Here is a 21,125-nt window from a genome sequence, read left to right as displayed (position 1 = left end):
CTAACTAATAATGGTCATCAATGAAATTTATAATCAATAAAAAAAATAGTGCAGAAACTATCGTTCTGACCTTGGAACCCACAACAACCGTTAAAGAGCTGTTACTTATTCTTTATACTTACAGAAGTAAGATTTATGATCATTTTTCTTTTAAAGACTATCAAAAATTCATTTCAGTATATCAGTGTCTTTTATATGGGGATCGATTCAAAAATAAGTTACTTCCAAAGACCAATTTAGCGGATTATGGGTTTGAGGATCCATGTTATCTGACTTGGGAAGAGTCTACTGAGAATCGAAATCATACATCCGAGATGGAGCCCACAGGTAATAGAGCCCTATTTTGGCAGGCTAATATAAAGCCAGATAAGCTCGATATAGGAAAGGAGTCTTATTCGATGTCAGCCAGGTCAACGATTCCTTAAGGGAGGATTTTTTTAAAAGTAACTGAGCGTGAAAATAATCAAGCTCCTAGATTGAGGTCATTCGCGATACCACGCCAAAGGTTGCAGTGTAGGTTATGTAAAGGTTTGTCTAATAACTTAAAACTCGCCTAGGTTGCATTTTATATAAAACCTTCGTATTCCTAATTGATTTCCATAAAATCTGGAAAATTGTTTATTTTGGTGCTGTTTGCCTGGCTATTTCCTCGTAGGCCTTTTGAGTTTGCTCATCTCTTTTCCTTAATTCTTTAAAGATTGAGGGCATATGCTTAAGCGCTCTTGTGGCTATCTCATTGATTTCCTCCATTGAGCTGCTAGCTTTTCTAGGATCTGAAATGCCTTCTTGTGCTTTCTGATAAATTTCATAAATATGATTGGGAACTGCTTTCTCTTCTCCGTCCACTTCAATTCTGGATCTGCTTCTCCAAGTTTGCCACTTCGTATTTTCTATTAGTTCAACTATTGCATTAAGCGCTTCAACAGCAAGATCATTCTTTACCTTACAGCAATCATCATAAATAAATTCGCTTTTAAAAGATTCGAAATTAGAATTGTATGACCTGGATTTCTCTGCAAGTATCATTGAATACTGACTTATTTCTTCTGATTTAGTTGCTGCTTTTTCTTTAATGATATCTCCATTAGAAAGACTGTAATCCGTGATCACGTCATTGCTTTTATATCCAACTTTTGGTGGAGTCACTCTTGGTTCGCCTCTATTATATATGGATGAAAAATTTACAAAATTCTCAGTGCTATGGTCTCTAGTTTCTACTTGATGATCTACAAAACGCTGATGCCAAGTGAGATTATCCTGTTGAAGTTTTGTAATTTCTTGCACCACTCTATCCTTATACGTTTGGAAAATTTTTAAAATTTGGGTTTCTATTGTTGGAGGGGGATCTGGCGGGGGTAATTTTTTATGGACTTTAGATATAGGCAGGGACGCCTGGAAATCGTATAAATTCAATTCTTTAGCAAGTGCCTCTGCGGTAAGCATCTCTTCGCCATAGTTTATCTTATTTAATTTGTCTAACTCAGCTATAGCCTGTATACTATTTTTAACATCATTAAAGATAGTGGCAACGTTACATAGGTCGACAATTCTTTTAAGCGTTTTGATTTCCTCCATCAACTCTTGGTTTGTTGGGTTTAATTTCTCAATTTGTTGGATCCACAACTGAAGTTCTTTATATGTCATTTCTAAGTCCTAAAAACAATATCTGTTTCTTTTATTGTACACCAAATGTACATATAGTGCATGTTTTGAGCTTTGAGAAGGTTATCTATCTAGTCTTGATGAACCTAAAGCCGGAGGAATAGGAAAAGTTATAATAAAAAGGATTTTTAGAGTTGTTTTAATGAACTGAGTTTAATCGTTGGTTACGTAACTTTAGGTTGTGTTTATTGTGGTTTAAGCCACCAAAATAGGTTGCCATCAATTTCGAATCCGAATGTTTTGTTTATGCTCACAACAAAGTCTAGAATCTTCTCAAAGATTTTCTAATCAAAGACAACGCATCCCTTTCCTGGTTGCGCTTCATGATGAGCCGCATAATGTTCCACCTTAGCTTCAAAGAAACTTAGAGCCTTAGACTTCGTTGACGGAGGATTGGAATTGCTGGGAGTGGGGCTGGGCTCAGCGGCATAACCAAAGGTATTTAACAGGTTAACCGTTGTATTCCCCGCAGTTTCTACCGTCTTTCCTGCATTTGTATCATTTGCTGCTGACATCACATCCTGATGTTTAAAACGATATAAATTAGTTAAAACAATCGCAGATTCGAGTACCATCAAGGCAACACCCACTGCGGGATTAAGAGCAAAACCTATTGCCACAAACAATCCGGCTGCTACAAGTGTAATTATTGAGTTATAACTTAAACTTACGGATAAGTTCTGGACAATGTTTTGTTTGGTTTTTTCTGCGACGTCGAAGGCAGTCGCTATAGGAAATAATATACCTTGCTGAATTACAACCCCTGCATGTTGTTGGGTAATGCTATCTCCGATACTGGATTTTACCGCGATTCCAAGATCGGAATACGCAATCGCACTCACATCATTGGCCGCATCACCGACCATGGCTACTTTACAGCCTTCGCGTTTCAGCTGTTGTATATAACTTATTTTTGAGATTTCCGTTGGATTAGAGATCGCACCTACAGTATTGGCGCACAGATTATTTTCAGAAATACCTAATAATGCTGCGTATTTCAAGGCAGTGACTTTATCTGCACCTGTGCAAATATGCACTGTTTTACCTAAGCGTTGAAGTTGCTTTACAGTGGCAATAGCATCTTTACGCAAAGGGTCAGTTAAAGCAACTTGTCCGATTACGGATGTACCCTGCACAATATAAATGCTACCATTTTCAGGATTATCATAAGGCTTATTAATAAGAGTAACTCCATTTGCTTTGAGCATATCTTCGTTACCAATCATGAAGGTTTCACCCTCAATAGTAGCTTTTATTCCGGAGTGATGACTTTTATCAATGGATGTGATTTTTAACGACTCTGTAGCGATGTCTTGATTTTCTATATAAGACCTAATTATTTGTGCTGTAGGATGATCAGACTTACTTTCCAATAATGCAACATGAGCTAATAATTTTCTATTAGAAATTCGCAGACGCTCTACTTCAATGTTTCCTTGAGTCAGGGTGCCATTTAAATCAAAAACAACAGTATCAATATCAGCAGCTGCTTGTAATGCTTTACCATTGTTAAAATGGATTCCGTTTTCGGATGCTTTTTTCATACCGATTTTAACTGCCATTGGCGTAATCAAGCTCAAAGCGCATGGGCATGCACTCACAAGAACTGAGATAACACATTGAATAGCCAAAACAGGATTAAACACCGAACCGATGACGATGCCGGAGATCAGTGCAATTGTAAGCAGACCGGGAATAAAATATTTTAATAATTTATTCGCAAATTGTTCGAGAGGGGCTTTTTCAGCATTTGCTTGTTCAATATTTTTTGCAATTAGAGATAAGTAAGAATTTTGATATGTTTTGGTAACCCGCATTTCCAATGAAGGAATATGATCCGCCAAGCGCATCCCTGCTTTAACTTTATCGCCTGGATTAAATTCTTGTAGGTGCGGTGAACCATCGATGCGTGTAGTATAAAGCAGTGCTTTTGATGTTAATACTCCATCGACAGGAATAACCTCTCCTTTTTTAAGGATAATAAGATCATTAGGGATTAAATTTTTGACGGAAATTTCTTTATCTGGATTACCTTTTAATAAGGCTTTTTGAGACAAACAATCGCGGACATCTAATTTTTTGTTGATTTCATGAATTAAAGTATGTTCGATCCCTTCACCTAAATGCCAGAAACCTAAAACCAGCGGTGCTGCTTCGAACATCATAGGTAATCCAGGAATAAACAAGCTAGCGATAGATACCGCAACGATAGTCAAGGTGCTTATTGCATACAAAGTGGTCGTATCCCATTCCTTTGCAAGCAATGCATGCCATGCTGATTTGTAAACAGTATTTCCCAAATATAAGGTCATTAAGGTAGTAAGACCGGTGATGGCATAATAGGCAAGCATAGGGATATTAAAACTCCCAATTGCTAAAACGAGCATACCCAATCCCCAAAGCAACCCTAATCCAGCTTTAAGCCAATGATTTTCATCCCCCTCAGAGCCGTGGTGATGGTGGGAGTGGGTATGAAGGTGGCCATGACCGTGCGAATGAGAATGACCCTGGGAAGGATCGTGAGAAAGATTATGAGAATGACCATGGCTATGATCACCAAAATGATCATCAGAATGACCGTGAGCATGATCACCAAAATGATCATCAGAATGACCGTGAGTATGATCATCAAAATGGTCATCAGAATGACCGTGAGTATGATCATCAAAATGATCATCGGAATTGAAACGTTTTGTTTTTTTTCTGCTTTTTTTAATAGGAGAAGAGGGAGTGGGTTTGGAAATTAGTGGGGCCATATGCATATCTTCTTGATAGTCAATAGTCTCCATTTCAATGATGTCACTTAAAATAATTCCCTCCTTTGATAAAAGCTGAGTCACTACAGTCTGTATCGTAATAGAATCGTTCACTTCACATAACAAACTGATGCCTTTATCTTCACTGGTTAAATCGATAGCAATACGTACGAGCTTTAAGCTTAGTGCTGAGTTCAAAATCTGTTCGATTTTTGTGGAAGTGTTCTCCAGATTCAAAGATGACACGTTATTAGAAAGGCGGAATCTATAATTACAATACATTGGTTTCCTCCATTTAAAGGACAACATAAATGTTAAAGAGGAGCAACGCCCACTTCAGTTGTATATCAATATTCACTTCAGACCTGTTACAGAGATTACGTAATTTTGAAACGGCACGATCAAGTAATTTATTTCGTTTAAACCGATAAAACAGCGTCTGGTATTTTATTACGAGGCATCCTAGGCCTCAGAAAGTGTTATATTGTAACATCGTCTTGCCAAAGAACAAGTCATATTAAATAATTTTTAAACCAGAGGAATTTAGCTAATATTCGGTGCCGGTGTTTGATAATTTTTCTGTAAAACAAGGACTGTGGTATAATGAATTAAGTGATTAAATTATAATATGATTGATGAAATATAATTTGTTGGACAAGGCTTATAAGCATTGCGTGCAGCATGGCTATCGGTTCACAGACCCGAGAGAGCGTGTCCTCAAGATTTTAATAGAAGAAAGAAAACCTCTAGGGGCTTATGAAATCTTGCAAAGACTCTCCACACAAATTGAAAATCCCAAACCACCTACAGTTTATCGAGCGATTCAGTTCTGGCATCAAGAGGGATTCATCCATTGTATTGATAGCCTCAAATCTTATGTTGCTTGTTTGCACGGGCATCATGTAGGACAAGCTCAATTTTTAATTTGCAATCAATGTGATTTTGTCAAAGAATTAGAATGTATTATTGATTTCACGTGCATTACAGAATTAGCAAACTCACTGCAATTTTCAATTATTAATTGCACAACAGAAATCAAAGGTTTATGCGCGCGTTGTAAACTGGCCAATCGAGAGGATTAGGCGCGGTTAATTGTAAAAAAACACGTATATTTTCGCTTATTGGTAATGGCTATTAATAAGTAAATCAATATTCGAGGCAAGTGGCTGCATCACCTTGTTACAAAAATATTCTCGTGACACCGGTTTTTCTATGAGTTCATGACTATGAGCAGGCTGTTGAAATAGCATCAAAAAACATCCGACTAATATTATATCTAAACGCATAAAAAACATATCAACTATCCAATAAAGAAATAAATTGACAACTAATTTACCATAAAAATGCAAAAAATGCACCTTAATTGTGCAATTTTTAAAGCTATTAGTTTTTTAGAGATGCTCTGGCTCATCATAAAGCCTTTGGTTGTTTTGGCCGATGTAGGATTAGTTGTAGATTTTGGGACTGGATTTATAGCTTTTTTATTAGGTTTCAGCTTGTGGCTTATTGTTACGGCCATTTCTTGATTGGCTACGCGACTGTTTATGTCGAGTAGTTTATTAATTATTCTGTTATTGATCTAAATAGTGCTCAGTTAAAAACAAAAAAGGCTAAAGTTTATTACCGGAAACGACTTGCTAATGCGCACTGAAGATAATAGTGAACTGAGCGGCGATAGGTCATACCGGGCCGAGTGTCCAGGTTGCACTATTTTTTCGAGCCCAGATTAAGCAAATAAATATAACTTCTTCAATCTCCGGGCTTTTTAAATAGCAGGGGTATAAAACCTATGATTAGAGGATTTTGAGCCCGAATGGGTCAATTCACTAATTTGTTGTCTTAACTCACCAATGGTATTTTGTTGTTGCTCAATCACTTTTTGTTGTTTTTCTTCTTTTGCTTGCATTTGTTTAAATAAAATATAGGACACATAAATAGCGGTACGTTCTTTTGCTGTGAAACTTAACAATTTTTTTTCAGCTTCTTTATTTTCGGTTGATAATAATTCAAGCTCTTGTTCCTGCTCTGAATTTAGTTTGTTGAGAGCGGCATTTTTTTCCGATAGCTCAGCTACTAAAAGGGTATGCTGATGTTCGGTGCATATTTGTTCTGCAATGTCACTAATTCGAGCGTTGGATGTTTGGGTAGTGATGTTAAAACGTTTTAAAACACTATCGTTTAAAATATCCCCTGAATTGCATAGTTCACCGCCGAGATACCCGTCATTTTTTAAACCCGACAAAGCAATGGTCATTTCTTTGCTATCTTCATCTTGGGTATAAGTCATTCTATAGGTTTTGTGTTTTGGAGTTTCTAAAAGTACTTTAAGATCAACAAGTACTTGAAAAATTTGATTTTTGTATTCTTCTAATTTGGTAGGCTCAAGGGAGTTTTTTTGGCTAAGTAATGTATTTAGCGAAGTAATTTCATTCAAAATATAATATAAGAAAGGTCTTCGGCCGCTATCACTGCATTGCTTGATAAGCTCGTTCAGGCGGATTTTAAAATGAACATCCTTATTTTGGATGATTTCTTTGGCACGAATGAGTGATTTTTCTCTGAGTAATTCTTCGTCAGTATCGGTGACTAATTTTTTTACTTTCGGTTGACTGTCATGATAGCGCACTATAACTGCAGTCAGAGAATAAATTAATTCTTCTAGTCTCGTCATGTAAAATTCCTTCTAAAGCTAAATCCATTAGTCTAAATGTGGAACTACATACAAACTTGATATTTCACTATATTGAATGTTTGCCTGAAGTGCAAGTACTCAAAATATAAAATCAGGTTGACGAATTCCCTATAATCTATCCGGACAAGACAGGATGGGATTCATCACTATTTTTTCTTCTTAAAATAAGTCCCATTCGCGTAAACATTATGACCAAAACCACAATCTGCATCGGAACCTTCTTGGTTAACAGATAACATACCAGGTTTGAGGAATGTTATCGTGATCATACATGAGCCATATTCAGAAGAAGAGTATACGGCCGTGTCCCCTTTAATATTGGCCACACCCGAAAGTTCCCCGGTATTGGCTTGCAGCTCGCCATTTACCATATAAGGATAAATTAATTCGAAGGAAATATTAAGTTTGCCGCCTCCCAAAGCACGAACCGTCAAGGTATTGGAAATATCATTATGAGGGGCAGGAAATTTCATAATAAAGGTACCATTTACTTCTTCTTTAGAAACACTGTCTCTATGGGATTCGGAAAAACCCAATGTCGAATAAACAACAAACAGACTGAATAAAGTAATTTTTATAATCTTGTGATTCATAGTCGCCGCATCCTATTTTTATTAAGCAATCATTAAAGCCATTCAAGTTTTTTTCATGACTATTTGAAAGTCATTAATGCAGTTCATCAAGGTAAGTCTCTTTGGTGTACCGGACCGAAATAATTGCGATAACGACCCAAAATATAATGTATAACGCAGGAGCATATTTATTTCCGGTTAGCTCAACCAAGGTTAAGGAAACTAAGGGCATGGTTCCACCAAAAACTGCTTGGCCAATGTTATACCCAATAGATACGCCACTGGCGCGAATCGCGGTGGGGAACATCTCTGCAAGCATAGTAGGCACTGTAGCATTCAATGGTGCAAGTATGATTGCTAGCCCTATTTCTCCCACAAGGACATGCCACCAGTTACCGCTCAAAAAAAGAATAAAAAGAGGATAAATAAAAATAAAAATACCAACAGCTCCTAATAAAAAAATAGGTTTCCTACCTAAGAAATCGGATAATAAGCCCATTATCGGAATTAATATCGTTAATACCAGTAGTGCTATAAAGTTTATAACCAGAGCATCTTTTAATAAAAATCCTTCAGATTTCACTAAAAAACTGGTTATATAAGCAATGAGTAAATAATTGCTCATTGCTAATATGCTCGTAAAAATAATAGCTAATAATAATTTGCGCTGATGTGCTATGACCACAAGCTTTGCGGGAAGTTCGGTGGTAGGTTTGGTGTGCAAAAAAGCCTCGGGTTCAACACTTGTACGACGCAAATAAATGCCTATTAATCCAAGGAGGGCACCCATTAAATAAGCGAAACGCCATCCCCAAGATCGCAGCGTATCCTCGGTCAATAAAACACTGAGTACAGAGGCCGTAAAAGAACCTAAAAAAATACCCAGAAAAGCAGTACTTAAAACTAAACTTCCGGCAAAACCACGTCGATGACCAGCCATATGTTCTATGAGAAAAGTAGTCGAACCGGGTAGTTCTCCTCCGACGGCAATTCCTTGTATTAATCTAAAAAAAACGAACAGCAACGGAGAGAGGATTCCCAAAGTATGAAAATCAGGGATTAAGGCGATACACGCTGTGGAACAGGTCATAATCGACACGGAGAGAATCAACGTTTTTCTTCTACCGATATGATCTGCATAATGTCCTAATAATACCCCTCCTAATGGACGCATAAAAAAGCCTACCGAAAATACGCCAAAGGTGAGGAGAAGGGAAACAAAATAGACATCAGATGGAAAGAATATTTGTGCAAATAAGGGAGCAAAATTAGCATAAAGAAGAAAATCAAACCATTCTAAAGTATTTCCGTATAAACCAGCAAAAATACTTTTTTTCTTCGTACGATCCATAATTGTATTTTTTATAGTTTGCCTTATTTCTTTATAAACTATTTTACTTTAATTTGTCTCTATTTATTTCTTATTTCAAAAGGAACATGATTCGCTAGCCTGAAACACTGGGAGTTTGAGCATCTTTTAATAAGAGTGTTTTAGACGGACTTTTTATTGAGCCTCGAAATAACGAGGGGGATTTATCTTTAGCTTCTTGTTCTAAAAAAATAAACTCTTCTGAGTTAATCCAAAAAGGATTCCATGTCAATCTGCCTTTCGAAGTAATACGAGTTGCTTTTTCGGAATTAAGATCAAATGTCCATATTGCAAGTGGGGGTTCACTCCAATTGTTTCTATGAATGGTTTCATCCATATCTACATCCATAATGAGCATTGCTCCATTGGGAGCCGCGTGGATGTGCGAAGCACTACTCATGCTCGCGTGTGGAATAATGTCATTAATGCGCCATTTTTTTATTAGATTTCCTGCAAAGTCTCTCCAATAAATTGAATACAAATCATGGCTAAAAAAAGAAGTGTCATTTTCTGCCCATGTCGGACTGAATGCGTTTTGGGTATTTTTTATAAGGCGATACCCACTGCCATCAGCATTGATTAATGCCAGATGCCAATCATTGTTTACAAAGGTATTAAATAATAGCTTTTGCCCATCAGGCGACCACACTGGATTAAAGTTGTTTGGAGAAGGGATATTCTTCAATAAGGTAACTTGATCCGTTTCAAGAGCGATGATTGCAAGGTAACGGTTTTCGAATTTTCGCTTATCCACTACATTATAGGCAATATATTTTCCATTTGGGGAAATTTCAGGGATGTATCCTTCTGTAATTTTTTTGATATTACTGCCATCTATATTAGCTGTCCAAATCGAACCATGACGTTCAAAAGCAATCATCGATTTAGCCTGACCCAAAGCGCAGTATATTAAGACCAATAAGAACAAAAAAATTCTCATAGGAGTATCCCTAAAAGGCTTATCTGAATAAATAGTTTGGAAGCATAGGATCGCTTTCCTCATTCCCGCCTTCAGAATGACATACAAACTTTCTTAAATTAAAGTAATCAACGATGAGATATTTTGACCTGGCTCTGTATCAAGATCAAATTTCATTTTAATGCCAACCCCGATCGCTGGTACCGTATTCTTCACCAATACCACTATTTGATGAGCCAGAATTCGCACAGGCGCTTAGAGAAAGTATGGTCATTAACAAATAAAAAATCAGGGTAGCTCGTTGAAATAATTTATTGGTAATCATTTGCTTTCCTTGTCCATAACTATTCAATAATCATTCAATGAAATAGTCCATATTGTAATCTTGAGACAATCAAAAAACGAGTAGTTTTATTTCTCGCTTTTCTCGGAAAAAAATAAAAATATCTGTATTCAATGTTAGCTTCTATTTTTACTTAAGACACTAATTTTAAAGATTTTTTTAAAACAGCACGGTGCTACGCAAGATAGTATGTGATGAAAAATAAAACAGCCCGAGTCATTGTACTATAATTTGATTATGTGTTTTGCATGTTGAGTACATTATGAAAAGCAAAATGAGTGTCGCAAAAGGTGATTCTGTTCAAAAACGTTCCAAACTCGAGCCCCCTTATGATGCGGGGGATTGCGGATATTATGCACTGTGTGTTGGTTTATTGCATCTTGGAATGCAAGCTAAAAGCAATGGGGTTCTGGCTGCAGAAATTAATAAGAGTAAGATTCTCAGCACTATTTTTACTAATATGCCACAGGTAAATAGGATACTGGGCTCTAATAATGTTCAGACCCTCGAACATGTGTTAGAAGCGCTTAGTGCCCCCGGTTGGGATAGTCTTTCATTGCGGGAGTTATTGAGTGAATTTAGTAATGGGATACGTCGTTCGATGGTCGAGTCCGATTGGGGGACTGATTTTTTTAAAGCAATGCTTAAGGAAGGTGCATGGGTGATAGATAATCAAAAATGGATGGATTTACCCTCATTTAAACGTTTGAACGGAAAAATTTTAGATAGGATGGAGGAGCTTGCAAATGGCAAGAAAGTTGATGCAGAACAAGCAGGTGAATTAAGGTTCCAGGCGACACTGGAAATCTTTAAAAATTTGAATGAGTCGGTATTAGAGGATATGGCAAAAGCAGTTATTAGAAAATATTATGGCCCCGGCTCCGAAAAAGCCTGGCTCGATGCGGATTTTCTAAAATATTGTTCGAAACAAATGTTTCCTGATGCCGACAATTTATTTTTTGATCCACGAAAAATTGAAATCACCAGTATAGGTCCCTCTTCAACCCACTGGTATATTGATGTTCCTAAAGATCAGATAACCGATTCTTTATTGACAAGTGTTAATTCAGGATCCAGTAAATGGCTAAAAGAAATTGAAGTATACCGGGTAAAAGAAAAAGGAGAACAAGATATTTCTTCCTTGATCCGGGAACATCATGAGCTACTTAAAGCACAAAAGAAAGCAATTTCCGAATTTAAAGTTACGGCTTCAGGGCTTTATGTAAAACATCTGGATTCTTCATTTTCAGAAGATTTAAAATTCGATCTTTCTGTATTAAGTTGCTTTGATAAAGACCCTCCGGATCAAGAAACTATAGATAAGGTTTTACTTATAATTATTTCACATGATGATACGAGTTTTCCAGCATATACCGAATTGTCTATGGCGCGGAAGTCAATTGTGGAGCTCAACCAAAAAATCAGCAAAGTTGAAAAGGAGCTTGAATTAAAAAAAGACAAAACCTCTGCTACTTCTCTTATTAGTGCAGGTATGTCTTTTAGAGGGCATAGAAAAACCTCGACTCATGATACATCCGAGGAACTTGAGGGTCGCGAAAAGCGTCCCAATAATAAAGGGTTACCAACTTAATAGACTCTTTATTGATAAGGGAAGAAAATCGAGCCTTCAAAATCATTATTGATATTGATATTGATGTTCGTTGCGGGTGAAAAGAGGGAGCTATAACTTGATAAACTTACTTCAAGTTTGGTTCCCGGTAACACTATGGTAAGTCCCGAGTGATAACCTGACTTATAAATTGACATAAATTGTTTTGTGTACTCATCATTAGGGAGATTTACATACCAATGACTTTCACTTGGCCCGTTACTTGTGATATAAGCCCCATCCTTATCAAACATGAAGGAAGATGTGCCCAGTAAATCACCCACCAGAGTTTTGAGAAATTCACTGTCTACCCAGACTTTTGGTGCATCTCCCGTATAAAAATGAGTAATTACCTCTTGGGCCGCAGCACTCAATTCTTCATCGGCTAACGCATTACACACTTCGATTTGCGCTTGGAAAATAATGGCATACAATGAATCGTTATCTGATTTAAGGCTTTTTTCCCGAGTGGCTTTCTCATAGAGTTCATCTGATTTAGCTTCAATTTTTTTCATGATGCTTTTGAATGAAGCTAACTTTTCCCAAACTCGATTATCCTCAAGCCATAAACCGCTTTTAATTTCATTTTTTAGACGTTCATGTAACCAGGGGGAATTGGTATTCGCTTGTTTTAATTGTAGTGTGAAATTAGATAAAATTTCGTTAAAAGAAAGTTGCTCAAAACCATGTGCAGCCATTGCGTCCAGATAACTGAGTAAGCATTCATGATTGGTTTTAAACGACTTTACAAGACAGCCCTTAAGAGAACTTGGTTGTGCTTCCAAAATTTTGGTGAGCAGCTTACTGGAGTTAAGTGCGGACCTTATAGATTCATCTACTGCGGCTTTGAGCGCTAAATAAAAAATACCAATGACAACCACATGGTAACCACAATCTCCTGAATTCTGAGCAGGAGAAAATTTAACTTTATCTACTCTCTCAATCTCCGTTTTTTGTAGCATTATGGCCTGAACTAAAAAGATTAAAGATATTTAGTATATCACTTGAAATATATTTTCGACAAACTGTATTCATAAAAGTCTTTGGCCTGATAAATTTGTTAAATTATTCTTACAATTAACATCTGTTTATTCGCTAATTAGGGTGATAACATCTGCAACGATTAAGGATAAGCTAAGGAAAGTGATCCATGAAGGAAGGAGTCAATTCATTCATTTTTTTTATAGCCCTCATTGCAGGATTTGGAGGGTTTTTATTTGGATTTGATTCGAGTGTTATAGCGGATGTTAAAGATCAAGTTATTGGCCAATTATCTCTATCTGAGTGGCAATGGTCTCAAATAGTAAGCATCAGCATCCTGGGTTGTGTTCTTGGTATTCCTTTAAGTGGTTTCTTTGCTGACAGACTCAGTCGGCGTTTCTTACTCAAAACAGTGGCAATAGGCTTTATTTTGGGGACTGTTCTTTGTGCTCTCTCCGATGACTTCATCGTATTATTAGCAGGTCGATTCATCATTGGTATCTGTATCGGAATTGCTTCTTATATTGCTCCGTTGTTTATCGCAGAAATTGCTCCTCCAAATAAAAGAGGGGCTTTAGTGCTGATGAATGGTTTAACGATTACCTTTGGTCAAGCTATAGCCTATTTAATCGGTTATTTGCTTCATGATTATTCTACAAACAGTTGGCGGTTGTTATTTGGTATGGGGAGTATCCCCGCTTTGATTTTGTTTATTGGGATGTATTTTGTCCCCCATTCCCCGCGGTGGATTATGAAGAAACAGGGAGTGAACAAAACGTTACAGCTCTTAAAAAGAATCCGCCCTTCAGGTTATGACATTCAAAAAGAAATCGATGAAATACAGAGTAATTTAAAACAAAGTCACTCGACGAATAATTTATTATTTAAAGCGCCCATTATTTTTGTACTTGCTGTGGGCGTTGCTTTAGGAGTTTTTCAACAGTTTTCAGGAATTAATGCCGTAATGTATTACGGGCCGGTGATCTTTGAATCGGCAGGTTTTTATCCGGTGACTAATGCTATTCTGGCAACTTTTTGTATGGGGGCTGTTAATTTTTTATTTACGTTACTCACTTTATTTTATATTGATAAATTAGGTCGGCGTTTCTTATTATTAAGCGGGACGATGATCGCTACATTGAGTCTTTTTGTGGTTTGTTTATTATTTAATACACCATTACCGGGCCAAAAATTCTGGATATTGGGCGCTTTCTCTGCCTATGTAATAGGTTACTGCATTAGTGTTGGATCTTTATTTTGGGTGTTAATCTCCGAAATCTATCCTTTATCCGTCCGGGGTCTTGCGATGAGCATTGCGACTGTGGTGCAGTGGGGCGCTAACTTTGTAGTGTCTATATCCTTTTTGACGATTTATCAAAATTTAGGAGAAATGCTTACTTTTGCTTTATTCGGTTCATTATGCTTAGTAGCCTTTTTCTTTATTTATCATTTTGTACCTGAAACAACAGGAGTGTCTTTAGAAAAAATAGAAAAAAATTTGCGAGCAGGTAAAAAAATCAGAGACATTGGAAGGCCTATATCGGAAATAAAAACAAATGAATTGGAATTAGTGAGAGATTAAAAATGGATAATGAAAATCAGCAACGAAAATGTCGTATAGGAATCATTGGTGCGGGACGAATCGGTAAACTCCATGCAGAAAATATCAAAAATTATTTACCCCAATTTGAATTACAAGCCATCGCCGATCCATTTTTGAATAAAGCGTGGGCCGATAAATTATCTATTGCGGGCCAATACGCTCATTTTGAGCAAGTATTGTTTCATCCTAATTTGGATGCGATTTTGATTGCCTCACCTTCAAATTTACATGTGGAGCAGATTAAAGCAGCAAGTGAAGCAGGCAAAGCGATATTTTGTGAAAAACCAATTGGGTTGAATGAAGAAGAAATTTTAGACGCCTTACAAACCGTACAAGCAAATAATACTTTATTACAGCTGGGGTTTAATCGACGTTTTGATCCTAGTTTTGCCCATTTACAAAAACAGGTAGAGGCCGGTGACATTGGAGCGATTCATCTAATTAAAATTACCTCCAGGGATCCTGCTTGTCCATCTAAGGAATATTGCGCTACTTCCGGCGGTATGTTTATGGATATGACCATTCATGATTTTGATATGGCCCGTTTTCTAACCCAATCCGAAGTGGTTGAGGTGTATGCAACAGGAGCAGTACTTATTAATCCTGATTTTGAGGCATTGGATGATGTGGATACAGCAATCATTCAAATGCGTTTTGCCAGTGGGGCTTTAGGAGTAATCGATAACAGTCGCCAGGCTGTGTATGGTTATGATCAGCGGATTGAAGTTTTCGGGAAAGAAGGAATGTTGCTGGCAAATAATCAATTGAAACATTCAGTGATGCATTTTACTAATACATTTACAGAACAAGCGAATCCAGAATATTTTTTCCTAGAGCGCTATCATCAGGCGTTTAAAGCAGAGTTAAGTTCATTTTATGATGCGTGGCGAGATAATCAACCCAGTCCAGTGCCAGGAAGGGATGGGCTTTATGCTTTACGCATAGCTCAAGCAGCGAAACAATCGCTCGTAACTAAATTACCTGTTTTTTTGAGTTGAGGCCGGCATGATACATCCATCATTCTATTTTGATGCAACCCGACCTGTAGATTTAATTTGTATGGGACGGGTGGCTGTTGATCTTTATGCCGAGCAAATTGGAGTTGCACTCAGTGAGGTCCAGAGTTTTAAAAAATACTTAGGCGGTTGCGCGGGAAATATCGCTGTAGGAGCGGCTCGTCTGGGTCTAAACTGCATGATGTTTTCGTGTATTGGCCAAGATGAAATGGGCCGTTTTTTAAAAAATGAACTTGAAAGTGAGGGCGTTAACACGAATCTATTGCAAGAGACGGCTCATCATTTGACGGGTCTTGTTTTGCTTGGAATTAAGCCGCCTGATGAATTTCCATTGATGTTTTATCGCACTGATTGTGCGGATATGCAAATTAAGTCGCACCAAATAAACCAAAATGTATTGCAGCAGGCAAAAGCCATTTTAATTACGGGCACGGGATTATCCACAAAAGATATGCTGCAAACTACGGAAGAAGTGACGCAACGTGCCCGACACGCCGAAACTGCAGTAGTTCTGGACTTGGATTATCGTCCGGTTCTTTGGGGATTAACCGCATTGGGCGATGGAGAAACGCGATATCTCCAAAGCCAAAACGTGAGTCAAACCTACCAACGAATTCTGCCTCTGTGTGATTTAATTGTGGGTACTGAAGAAGAAATTTGTATTGCTGGGGGATGCGATGAGGTTAAGAGCGCCTTAAGGAAAATAAGAGAGTTAACCCAAGCGCCTGTAGTGATTAAACTAGGTGCAAAAGGGTGTGAAGTTAATTTTGCTCACAGTAGCCAGAATCTACCCACTAAACCGTTTCCAGTGGAAATACTTAACGTACTAGGCGCTGGGGATGGATTTATGGCCGGCCTTTTATCAGCTCTTTTACGAGGAAAATCCTGGGAGCTTGCTACTACTTTTGCAAATGCGAGTGGTGCTTTAGTCGTCACGCGACATGGTTGCGCCCCCGCCATTCCCTATAAAGATGAATTAGAATATTTTATACAACATTTTGATGAGCATCCCCAGATCTGGAACAGTACTCATTTAATGCAATTACACCAAAAGAAGAAACTTCCTCAGGTGCTTATTAAAAATCCACTAGGGTTTATTAGAGGCTTCAATCCGATTGTTACTATAGATCGTTTATCAAATGACAATATGAATTTTAGCTCGCTTAAACTCGCTGCTGGAGAAAAATATTTCTTCAGTGAGCATTATGAGTTTGCTGCATTATTAATGACGGGACGCGTCGAGTTTTATTTTGCACATCAAAGTCAGCGTGTAGCCCGCTATGATTATTTTTCTCAAGAACCTATAGTCTTGCATTGCCCTTCCGGTCAAATAGCTGCTGTTGAAGCATTGACTGATTGTGAAATTCTATTGATTGAAACAGAGAATGATGCATCTTTTACTCCTTTATTATTTAATCAGGCCAATCTCTTGGAGTTGGACAATCGAGGAAAAGACCTATTAGACGATAGCTCGTATCGCATTGTAAGAACTGTATTTGATAAGCGCAATAGACCTGAATCTAATTTGGTTGTTGGCGAAATTATTACCTTCCAAGGACGCTGGTCAAGTTATCCTTCTCATTATCACGATCAGCCAGAAATCTACCATTATCGTTTTTCAGAACCGCAAGGTTATGCATTTGGTGAAAATGGGAATGAGGTGCTACGTATCGAAAATTATGACACCTATCGAATTATGAATGGGCAGACCCATGCTCATTGTGCAGCCCCGGGATATGCTCTTTATACCTTATGGTTTATACGTCATTTAAAAGATAATCCTTATACGACGCCAACCTTTATCAAAGAGCATGAATGGACGCGAACACATAAAGCAAATAATAGAGTATGGAAAAAAAACCTCGACTGAGGTTATGAGTAGACTTTGCAGCTAGGGTAAGGCGGTGCTTCAAGCCTGGAAAAATAATGTTTAATGGTGGGTTTCATGAAGATTAGATTGACAATGGCACAGGCATTATTGAGATTTTTGGCAAATCAATATGTGGTGTTGGATGGTAAATCACATCAGTTTGTTGCTGGGGTATTTGGAATTTTTGGGCATGGTAATGTGACTGGATTAGGAGAAGCCCTGGAATACGATAATTATGGTTTGATTTATTACCAGGGACATAACGAACAAGGAATGGCTCATGCCGCGACGGCTTATGCGAAACAAAAAAATAGATTAAGTATTTTTGCGTGCACCTCTTCAATAGGTCCGGGTGCGACCAATATGATTACTGCAGCGGCTACTGCAACAACTAATCGAATTCCATTATTGTTATTGCCCGGAGACATATTCAGTTGCAGACAACCGGATCCCGTATTACAACAACTTGAAGCGTCCCATGACTATACTTTATCGGTTAATGATTGTTTCAAACCGGTGAGTAAATATTGGGATCGTATTACTCGCCCAGAGCAATTGATGACGGCTGTTATCAATGCAATGAGAGTGCTTACTGATCCTGTCGAAACAGGGGCAGTCACTTTATGTTTACCGCAAGATGTGCAATCTGAAGCTTATGATTATGACGCTTCTTTTTTCGAAAAACGTTTTTGGCACATTGATAGAACACCGATCAGTGAACGTGCGCTTGAAGAAGCGGCTCAGCTTATTCTTAGAGCTCAAAAGCCCTTCATTATTGCCGGAGGTGGCGTGCATTATTCCTTAGCAACCAATGTCTTATCGCAATTTGCTGCGCATCATAAAATTCCCGTTGCTGAAACTCAAGCAGGGAAAAGTGCTTTGCCAGCAAGTCATTGCATGAATGTGGGGGGAGTCGGGGTTACGGGTTCTGAAGTTGCAAATTCGCTGGCCGCACAAGCCGATGTGATTTTAGTGGTTGGCTCCCGGTTGCAAGATTTTACTACTGCGTCTAAATGGGTTTTTAAAAACCAAGAGTGTCGAATTATTCATCTCAATGTTTCTCGTTTTGATGCAATCAAAATGAATGGTTTGATGTTGCAAGGGGATGCAAAGATAGGCTTAGAGCAATTAGGAAAAAAACTAGGAGCGTACCAATCCCCCGAAGAATATCAGCAGCAGGTGCAACATTATCAAAATGAATGGCAGCATGAATTAAAACGCATCTGTACTTCGTCTCATCCTGTAGCGGGGGGGTTATCACAAGTAAAGGTGCTCAGCTTATTAAATGAAATGGTGACTGAAGAGGATGTCATAATCTGTGCCGCCGGCAGTTTACCCGGTGATTTACATCGACTTTGGAAATCCAAAAAGGCTAAAGATTACCATTTGGAATATGCATATTCTTGCATGGGTTACGAAGTCGCGGCCGGTCTAGGGGTGCGATTAGCTAAAGAAAATGCGCCGGGCGAGGTATACGTTTTGGTGGGCGATGGCAGCTTTGTGATGATGCATTCAGAATTGCTGACGAGCATTCAAGAAGGAAAAAAAATTACCATTGTCATTTTTGACAACCATGGTTTTCAATGCATTAGAAATTTACAGGAAAGTCAGGGTAGCCAAGGTTTTGGTAATGAGTTTCGATATCGAGAGGCTAACACCAATAAGTTATCGGGTGATTATTTACCCATAGACTTTTGTAAGTATGCTGAAGGACTAGGCGCTAAAGCTTTTTTTGTAGATTCTTATGATCAGTTAGCAGTTGCTACGCAGGCCGCACGCAATGAAAAACATTCTTCAGTGATAGTAGTGCCTATACTGCCTAAAACGATGAGTAATGGTTATCAAACTTGGTGGCGTGTTGCGGTTGCAGAAATATCCAATTCTGAAGAAGTGTCGAAAGCGCATCACAGGATGCAGGAACAATTAAAAAGAGTTAGAGAATATTAAGGACCAAGGTATGCACATTAAACTGGGAATAGCACCAATTAATTGGTGCAATGATGATGATCATGAGTTAGGCAAAGAAATTAGTTTTGAACAATGCATTAGCGAAATGGCGGATTCGGGTTATATAGGTACGGAACTCGGTCATAAATATCCGCGTGAGGTACCTGTTTTAAAAAAAGCATTAGATGTGCATGGATTACACTTATCAAGCGCCTGGTTCAGTACTTTTTTTACTGAGTCAGAGCAGTATGAGCACACGTTATCGCGTTTTATGGAGCATTTGAGTTTTATGAAGGCTATGGGGGCCTCGTTTATCAATGTGTGCGAGTGCGGCCATTCAATTCAAGGAACTGGGCTGCCTATTTTAAGCCCCCACAAGCCTGAATTTAGTGAGACACAATGGGAAAAACTAATTCAAGGTTTGCATGCTATTGGCCGAATTGCTCAGGATCACAATATGCGTCTTGCATATCACTATCATGCAGGGACTGGTGTTTTTTATGAACATGAAATTGATCATTTAATGGAAAACACCAGTCCTCAATTGATTTCATTATTGCTTGATACGGGCCATGCCGCTTTTGCTAATATTGATTCGCTTGATTTAATCCATAAACATCATGATCGCATAATGTATGTGCATTTAAAGGATATTCGTGCAGAAGTTCTTAACCGAGTTAAGAATGAACATATGAACTTTATGGATGCTGTACGTGCTGGGGTATTTACTGTTCCTGGTGATGGTGGCATTGATTTTGCCTCTATCATTAAAGTGCTAAAAAAACATCACTATTCGGGTTGGATGATCGTGGAGGCGGAACAAGATCCGGCTAAAGCGCCCCCACTTGTGTACGCGCGAAAAGCGTACGAGTATCTACAGTACCATATAAAGAACGAATAAAACTCAGGGACACGTTATTAATAGTACTGGAAAAGGGATTTATTTACACACAAATCCCTTTTCCGCTCTTTCATCAAATTCACTCACTAAGAGCTCGATTTTTTGTCCTAATTGATTTTTCCCCACGATTTTTTCAGAGGCTTTATAAAAATAAGACATGACACTATAACCTGACGAATTGTCCTCTTGGCGTCGTTGTATTTTTTGTTCTTCCATCCGCATGCTCTTCAATAACGCCTTCATTAATTCTGCATAGCTGGTATCATCTTCCTTCACACGGGAACAGAGATCATCTACGCTTTTAATGTACTTAAAGATCATTTGTTTTTTTGCATCAAAAATATCTCTATCCGCTTTATTGATCGCCATGTCAAACTCTCTTTCAAGAATATATTCATATAAAACAGCTGAAAATTGCCAAACCCAGGGGACTCCTCTCTCGTTGCTAAATAGCGATTTATCTTGCTCTTTAATTTCAGTGATGAGAGGAGGGCTGCTTTCAAATAGATTGCGTAAGGCATTAATAAAATTGACGAGGCCGGTATGAAAAAGACTTTCATAAAGATCCAGTGTGAATTCTGTCTTATTTTCTTTATTGTATTCTTTGACTGCAGTCTTAACCTCTTTCCGATGTAAGTGGATTTCTTTTAAAATCAGATCAAAATAGGCCAGATAATCATTATCCTTAACTTCTATTTCTTTTATTTTTTTAATTAAACGTTTGGCAAAATCATTCCTTTGAACCAATAACTCTGCTTCTTTGCCTTTATAAGTTTTTTCATCCGCTTGCGTTTGATAGGTTTCCAATATTTTTTGACAATAACGGTCTGTCATATCTTTAAAAATGCCCATTATCCCTCTCTTCTTTAGTTAGCCAGAAAAATC

18 protein-coding genes are annotated in these 21,125 nt (G+C 38.0%); 9 read left to right on the top strand and 9 right to left on the bottom strand.

Features of this window, described 5'->3' with window-relative positions; all coding sequences use genetic code 11:
* Window positions 1–20: 20 nt before the first annotated feature.
* Window positions 21–425, top strand: coding sequence for a S1 domain-containing protein (locus tag ACWTE2_RS05855; RefSeq protein WP_454784578.1), 405 nt, complete (start codon window positions 21–23; stop codon window positions 423–425).
* Between the two features lie 193 nt (window positions 426–618).
* Here the strand turns inward: ACWTE2_RS05855 and ACWTE2_RS05850 are convergent, their stop codons facing one another.
* Both ACWTE2_RS05850 and ACWTE2_RS05845 read right to left on the bottom strand, forming a co-directional pair.
* Window positions 619–1,644 carry a hypothetical protein gene (locus tag ACWTE2_RS05850; protein ID WP_454784577.1) on the bottom strand — a complete coding sequence of 342 codons (1,026 nt, stop codon included), beginning with the start codon at window positions 1,642–1,644 and terminating at the stop codon, window positions 619–621.
* 302 nt (window positions 1,645–1,946) lie between these two features.
* Entirely contained in the window at window positions 1,947–4,049 is a 2,103-nt protein-coding gene (locus ACWTE2_RS05845) for a heavy metal translocating P-type ATPase (RefSeq protein WP_454785016.1), read from the bottom strand.
* Window positions 4,050–5,053: 1,004 nt separating this feature from the next.
* On the opposite strand from ACWTE2_RS05845, the gene ACWTE2_RS05840 reads away from it, so the two are divergent.
* Entirely contained in the window at window positions 5,054–5,500 is a 447-nt protein-coding gene (locus tag ACWTE2_RS05840; RefSeq protein ID WP_454784576.1) for a Fur family transcriptional regulator, read from the top strand.
* A 270-nt stretch (window positions 5,501–5,770) separates the two neighbouring features.
* Window positions 5,771–5,944, top strand: a complete 174-nt coding sequence (locus ACWTE2_RS05835) for a hypothetical protein (RefSeq protein ID WP_454784575.1) — start codon at window positions 5,771–5,773, stop codon at window positions 5,942–5,944.
* A gap of 239 nt (window positions 5,945–6,183) precedes the next feature.
* On the opposite strand, the gene ACWTE2_RS05830 is transcribed toward ACWTE2_RS05835, so the two are convergent.
* From ACWTE2_RS05830 to ACWTE2_RS05810, 5 genes are all read right to left on the bottom strand, one after another.
* Window positions 6,184–7,089 (bottom strand): hypothetical protein, encoded by a 906-nt coding sequence (locus tag ACWTE2_RS05830; RefSeq protein WP_454784574.1) that lies wholly within the window; start codon window positions 7,087–7,089, stop codon window positions 6,184–6,186.
* Window positions 7,090–7,256: 167 nt separating this feature from the next.
* A complete protein-coding gene (locus ACWTE2_RS05825; protein ID WP_454784573.1) occupies window positions 7,257–7,703 on the bottom strand; it encodes a hypothetical protein in 447 nt (148 codons plus the stop codon).
* A 73-nt stretch (window positions 7,704–7,776) separates the two neighbouring features.
* Window positions 7,777–9,033, bottom strand: coding sequence for an MFS transporter (locus tag ACWTE2_RS05820; protein ID WP_454784572.1), 1,257 nt, complete (start codon window positions 9,031–9,033; stop codon window positions 7,777–7,779).
* A gap of 94 nt (window positions 9,034–9,127) precedes the next feature.
* Window positions 9,128–9,991 carry a TolB family protein gene (locus tag ACWTE2_RS05815; RefSeq protein WP_454784571.1) on the bottom strand — a complete coding sequence of 288 codons (864 nt, stop codon included), beginning with the start codon at window positions 9,989–9,991 and terminating at the stop codon, window positions 9,128–9,130.
* A gap of 157 nt (window positions 9,992–10,148) precedes the next feature.
* Window positions 10,149–10,295, bottom strand: coding sequence for a hypothetical protein (locus tag ACWTE2_RS05810; RefSeq protein ID WP_182391817.1), 147 nt, complete (start codon window positions 10,293–10,295; stop codon window positions 10,149–10,151).
* 280 nt (window positions 10,296–10,575) lie between these two features.
* Here ACWTE2_RS05810 and ACWTE2_RS05805 point away from each other — a divergent pair, with 280 nt between their 5' ends.
* A complete protein-coding gene (locus ACWTE2_RS05805; RefSeq protein ID WP_454784570.1) occupies window positions 10,576–11,904 on the top strand; it encodes a hypothetical protein in 1,329 nt (442 codons plus the stop codon).
* 8 nt (window positions 11,905–11,912) lie between these two features.
* Here ACWTE2_RS05805 and ACWTE2_RS05800 read toward each other — a convergent pair whose 3' ends face one another.
* Window positions 11,913–12,884 carry a hypothetical protein gene (locus tag ACWTE2_RS05800; protein WP_454784569.1) on the bottom strand — a complete coding sequence of 324 codons (972 nt, stop codon included), beginning with the start codon at window positions 12,882–12,884 and terminating at the stop codon, window positions 11,913–11,915.
* 188 nt (window positions 12,885–13,072) lie between these two features.
* Here ACWTE2_RS05800 and ACWTE2_RS05795 point away from each other — a divergent pair, with 188 nt between their 5' ends.
* The 5 genes from ACWTE2_RS05795 to iolE all read left to right on the top strand — a co-directional run bounded on the left by ACWTE2_RS05795 (window position 13,073) and on the right by iolE (window position 20,240).
* Window positions 13,073–14,485 carry a sugar porter family MFS transporter gene (locus ACWTE2_RS05795; protein WP_454784568.1) on the top strand — a complete coding sequence of 471 codons (1,413 nt, stop codon included), beginning with the start codon at window positions 13,073–13,075 and terminating at the stop codon, window positions 14,483–14,485.
* A gap of 2 nt (window positions 14,486–14,487) precedes the next feature.
* On the top strand, window positions 14,488–15,504 hold the full coding sequence (gene iolG / locus ACWTE2_RS05790) for an inositol 2-dehydrogenase (RefSeq protein ID WP_454784567.1): 1,017 nt from the start codon (window positions 14,488–14,490) through the stop codon (window positions 15,502–15,504).
* Window positions 15,505–15,511: 7 nt separating this feature from the next.
* Entirely contained in the window at window positions 15,512–17,392 is a 1,881-nt protein-coding gene (gene iolC, locus ACWTE2_RS05785; protein ID WP_454784566.1) for a 5-dehydro-2-deoxygluconokinase, read from the top strand.
* 75 nt (window positions 17,393–17,467) lie between these two features.
* The gene (gene iolD / locus ACWTE2_RS05780) at window positions 17,468–19,339 is read left to right on the top strand and encodes a 3D-(3,5/4)-trihydroxycyclohexane-1,2-dione acylhydrolase (decyclizing) (protein WP_454784565.1); all 1,872 of its coding nucleotides are present in this window, start codon (window positions 17,468–17,470) and stop codon (window positions 19,337–19,339) included.
* A gap of 10 nt (window positions 19,340–19,349) precedes the next feature.
* Complete coding sequence (iolE, locus tag ACWTE2_RS05775; protein ID WP_454784564.1) at window positions 19,350–20,240, top strand: myo-inosose-2 dehydratase; 891 nt, start codon at window positions 19,350–19,352, stop codon at window positions 20,238–20,240.
* Between the two features lie 39 nt (window positions 20,241–20,279).
* Here the strand turns inward: iolE and ACWTE2_RS05770 are convergent, their stop codons facing one another.
* The gene (locus ACWTE2_RS05770; RefSeq protein WP_454784563.1) at window positions 20,280–21,092 is read right to left on the bottom strand and encodes a hypothetical protein; all 813 of its coding nucleotides are present in this window, start codon (window positions 21,090–21,092) and stop codon (window positions 20,280–20,282) included.
* Between the last annotated feature and the right edge of the window lie 33 nt (window positions 21,093–21,125).

It is taken from the genome of Legionella nigrisilvae (assembly GCF_977063395.2).
The sequence above is the reverse complement of the archived record's forward strand: the minus strand, read 5'-3'. Positions and strand labels throughout refer to the sequence as shown.

Excerpts from the sequence above, each read along its gene's own strand:
- ACWTE2_RS05835 (WP_454784575.1), top strand. The coding sequence starts at position 5,771 with ATGCACCTTAATTGTGCAATTTTTAAAGCTATTAGTTTTTTAGAGATG.
- ACWTE2_RS05830 (WP_454784574.1), bottom strand. The coding sequence starts at position 7,089 with ATGACGAGACTAGAAGAATTAATTTATTCTCTGACTGCAGTTATAGTG.
- ACWTE2_RS05770 (WP_454784563.1), bottom strand. The coding sequence starts at position 21,092 with ATGGGCATTTTTAAAGATATGACAGACCGTTATTGTCAAAAAATATTG.
- ACWTE2_RS05840 (WP_454784576.1), top strand. The coding sequence starts at position 5,054 with ATGAAATATAATTTGTTGGACAAGGCTTATAAGCATTGCGTGCAGCAT.
- iolE (WP_454784564.1), top strand. The coding sequence starts at position 19,350 with ATGCACATTAAACTGGGAATAGCACCAATTAATTGGTGCAATGATGAT.
- iolD (WP_454784565.1), top strand. The coding sequence starts at position 17,468 with ATGAAGATTAGATTGACAATGGCACAGGCATTATTGAGATTTTTGGCA.
- ACWTE2_RS05820 (WP_454784572.1), bottom strand. The coding sequence starts at position 9,033 with ATGGATCGTACGAAGAAAAAAAGTATTTTTGCTGGTTTATACGGAAAT.
- ACWTE2_RS05800 (WP_454784569.1), bottom strand. The coding sequence starts at position 12,884 with ATGCTACAAAAAACGGAGATTGAGAGAGTAGATAAAGTTAAATTTTCT.
- iolG (WP_454784567.1), top strand. The coding sequence starts at position 14,488 with ATGGATAATGAAAATCAGCAACGAAAATGTCGTATAGGAATCATTGGT.
- ACWTE2_RS05810 (WP_182391817.1), bottom strand. The coding sequence starts at position 10,295 with ATGATTACCAATAAATTATTTCAACGAGCTACCCTGATTTTTTATTTG.
- ACWTE2_RS05855 (WP_454784578.1), top strand. The coding sequence starts at position 21 with ATGAAATTTATAATCAATAAAAAAAATAGTGCAGAAACTATCGTTCTG.
- ACWTE2_RS05805 (WP_454784570.1), top strand. The coding sequence starts at position 10,576 with ATGAAAAGCAAAATGAGTGTCGCAAAAGGTGATTCTGTTCAAAAACGT.
- ACWTE2_RS05845 (WP_454785016.1), bottom strand. The coding sequence starts at position 4,049 with ATGCTCGTTTTAGCAATTGGGAGTTTTAATATCCCTATGCTTGCCTAT.
- ACWTE2_RS05795 (WP_454784568.1), top strand. The coding sequence starts at position 13,073 with ATGAAGGAAGGAGTCAATTCATTCATTTTTTTTATAGCCCTCATTGCA.
- ACWTE2_RS05850 (WP_454784577.1), bottom strand. The coding sequence starts at position 1,644 with ATGACATATAAAGAACTTCAGTTGTGGATCCAACAAATTGAGAAATTA.
- ACWTE2_RS05825 (WP_454784573.1), bottom strand. The coding sequence starts at position 7,703 with ATGAATCACAAGATTATAAAAATTACTTTATTCAGTCTGTTTGTTGTT.
- iolC (WP_454784566.1), top strand. The coding sequence starts at position 15,512 with ATGATACATCCATCATTCTATTTTGATGCAACCCGACCTGTAGATTTA.
- ACWTE2_RS05815 (WP_454784571.1), bottom strand. The coding sequence starts at position 9,991 with ATGAGAATTTTTTTGTTCTTATTGGTCTTAATATACTGCGCTTTGGGT.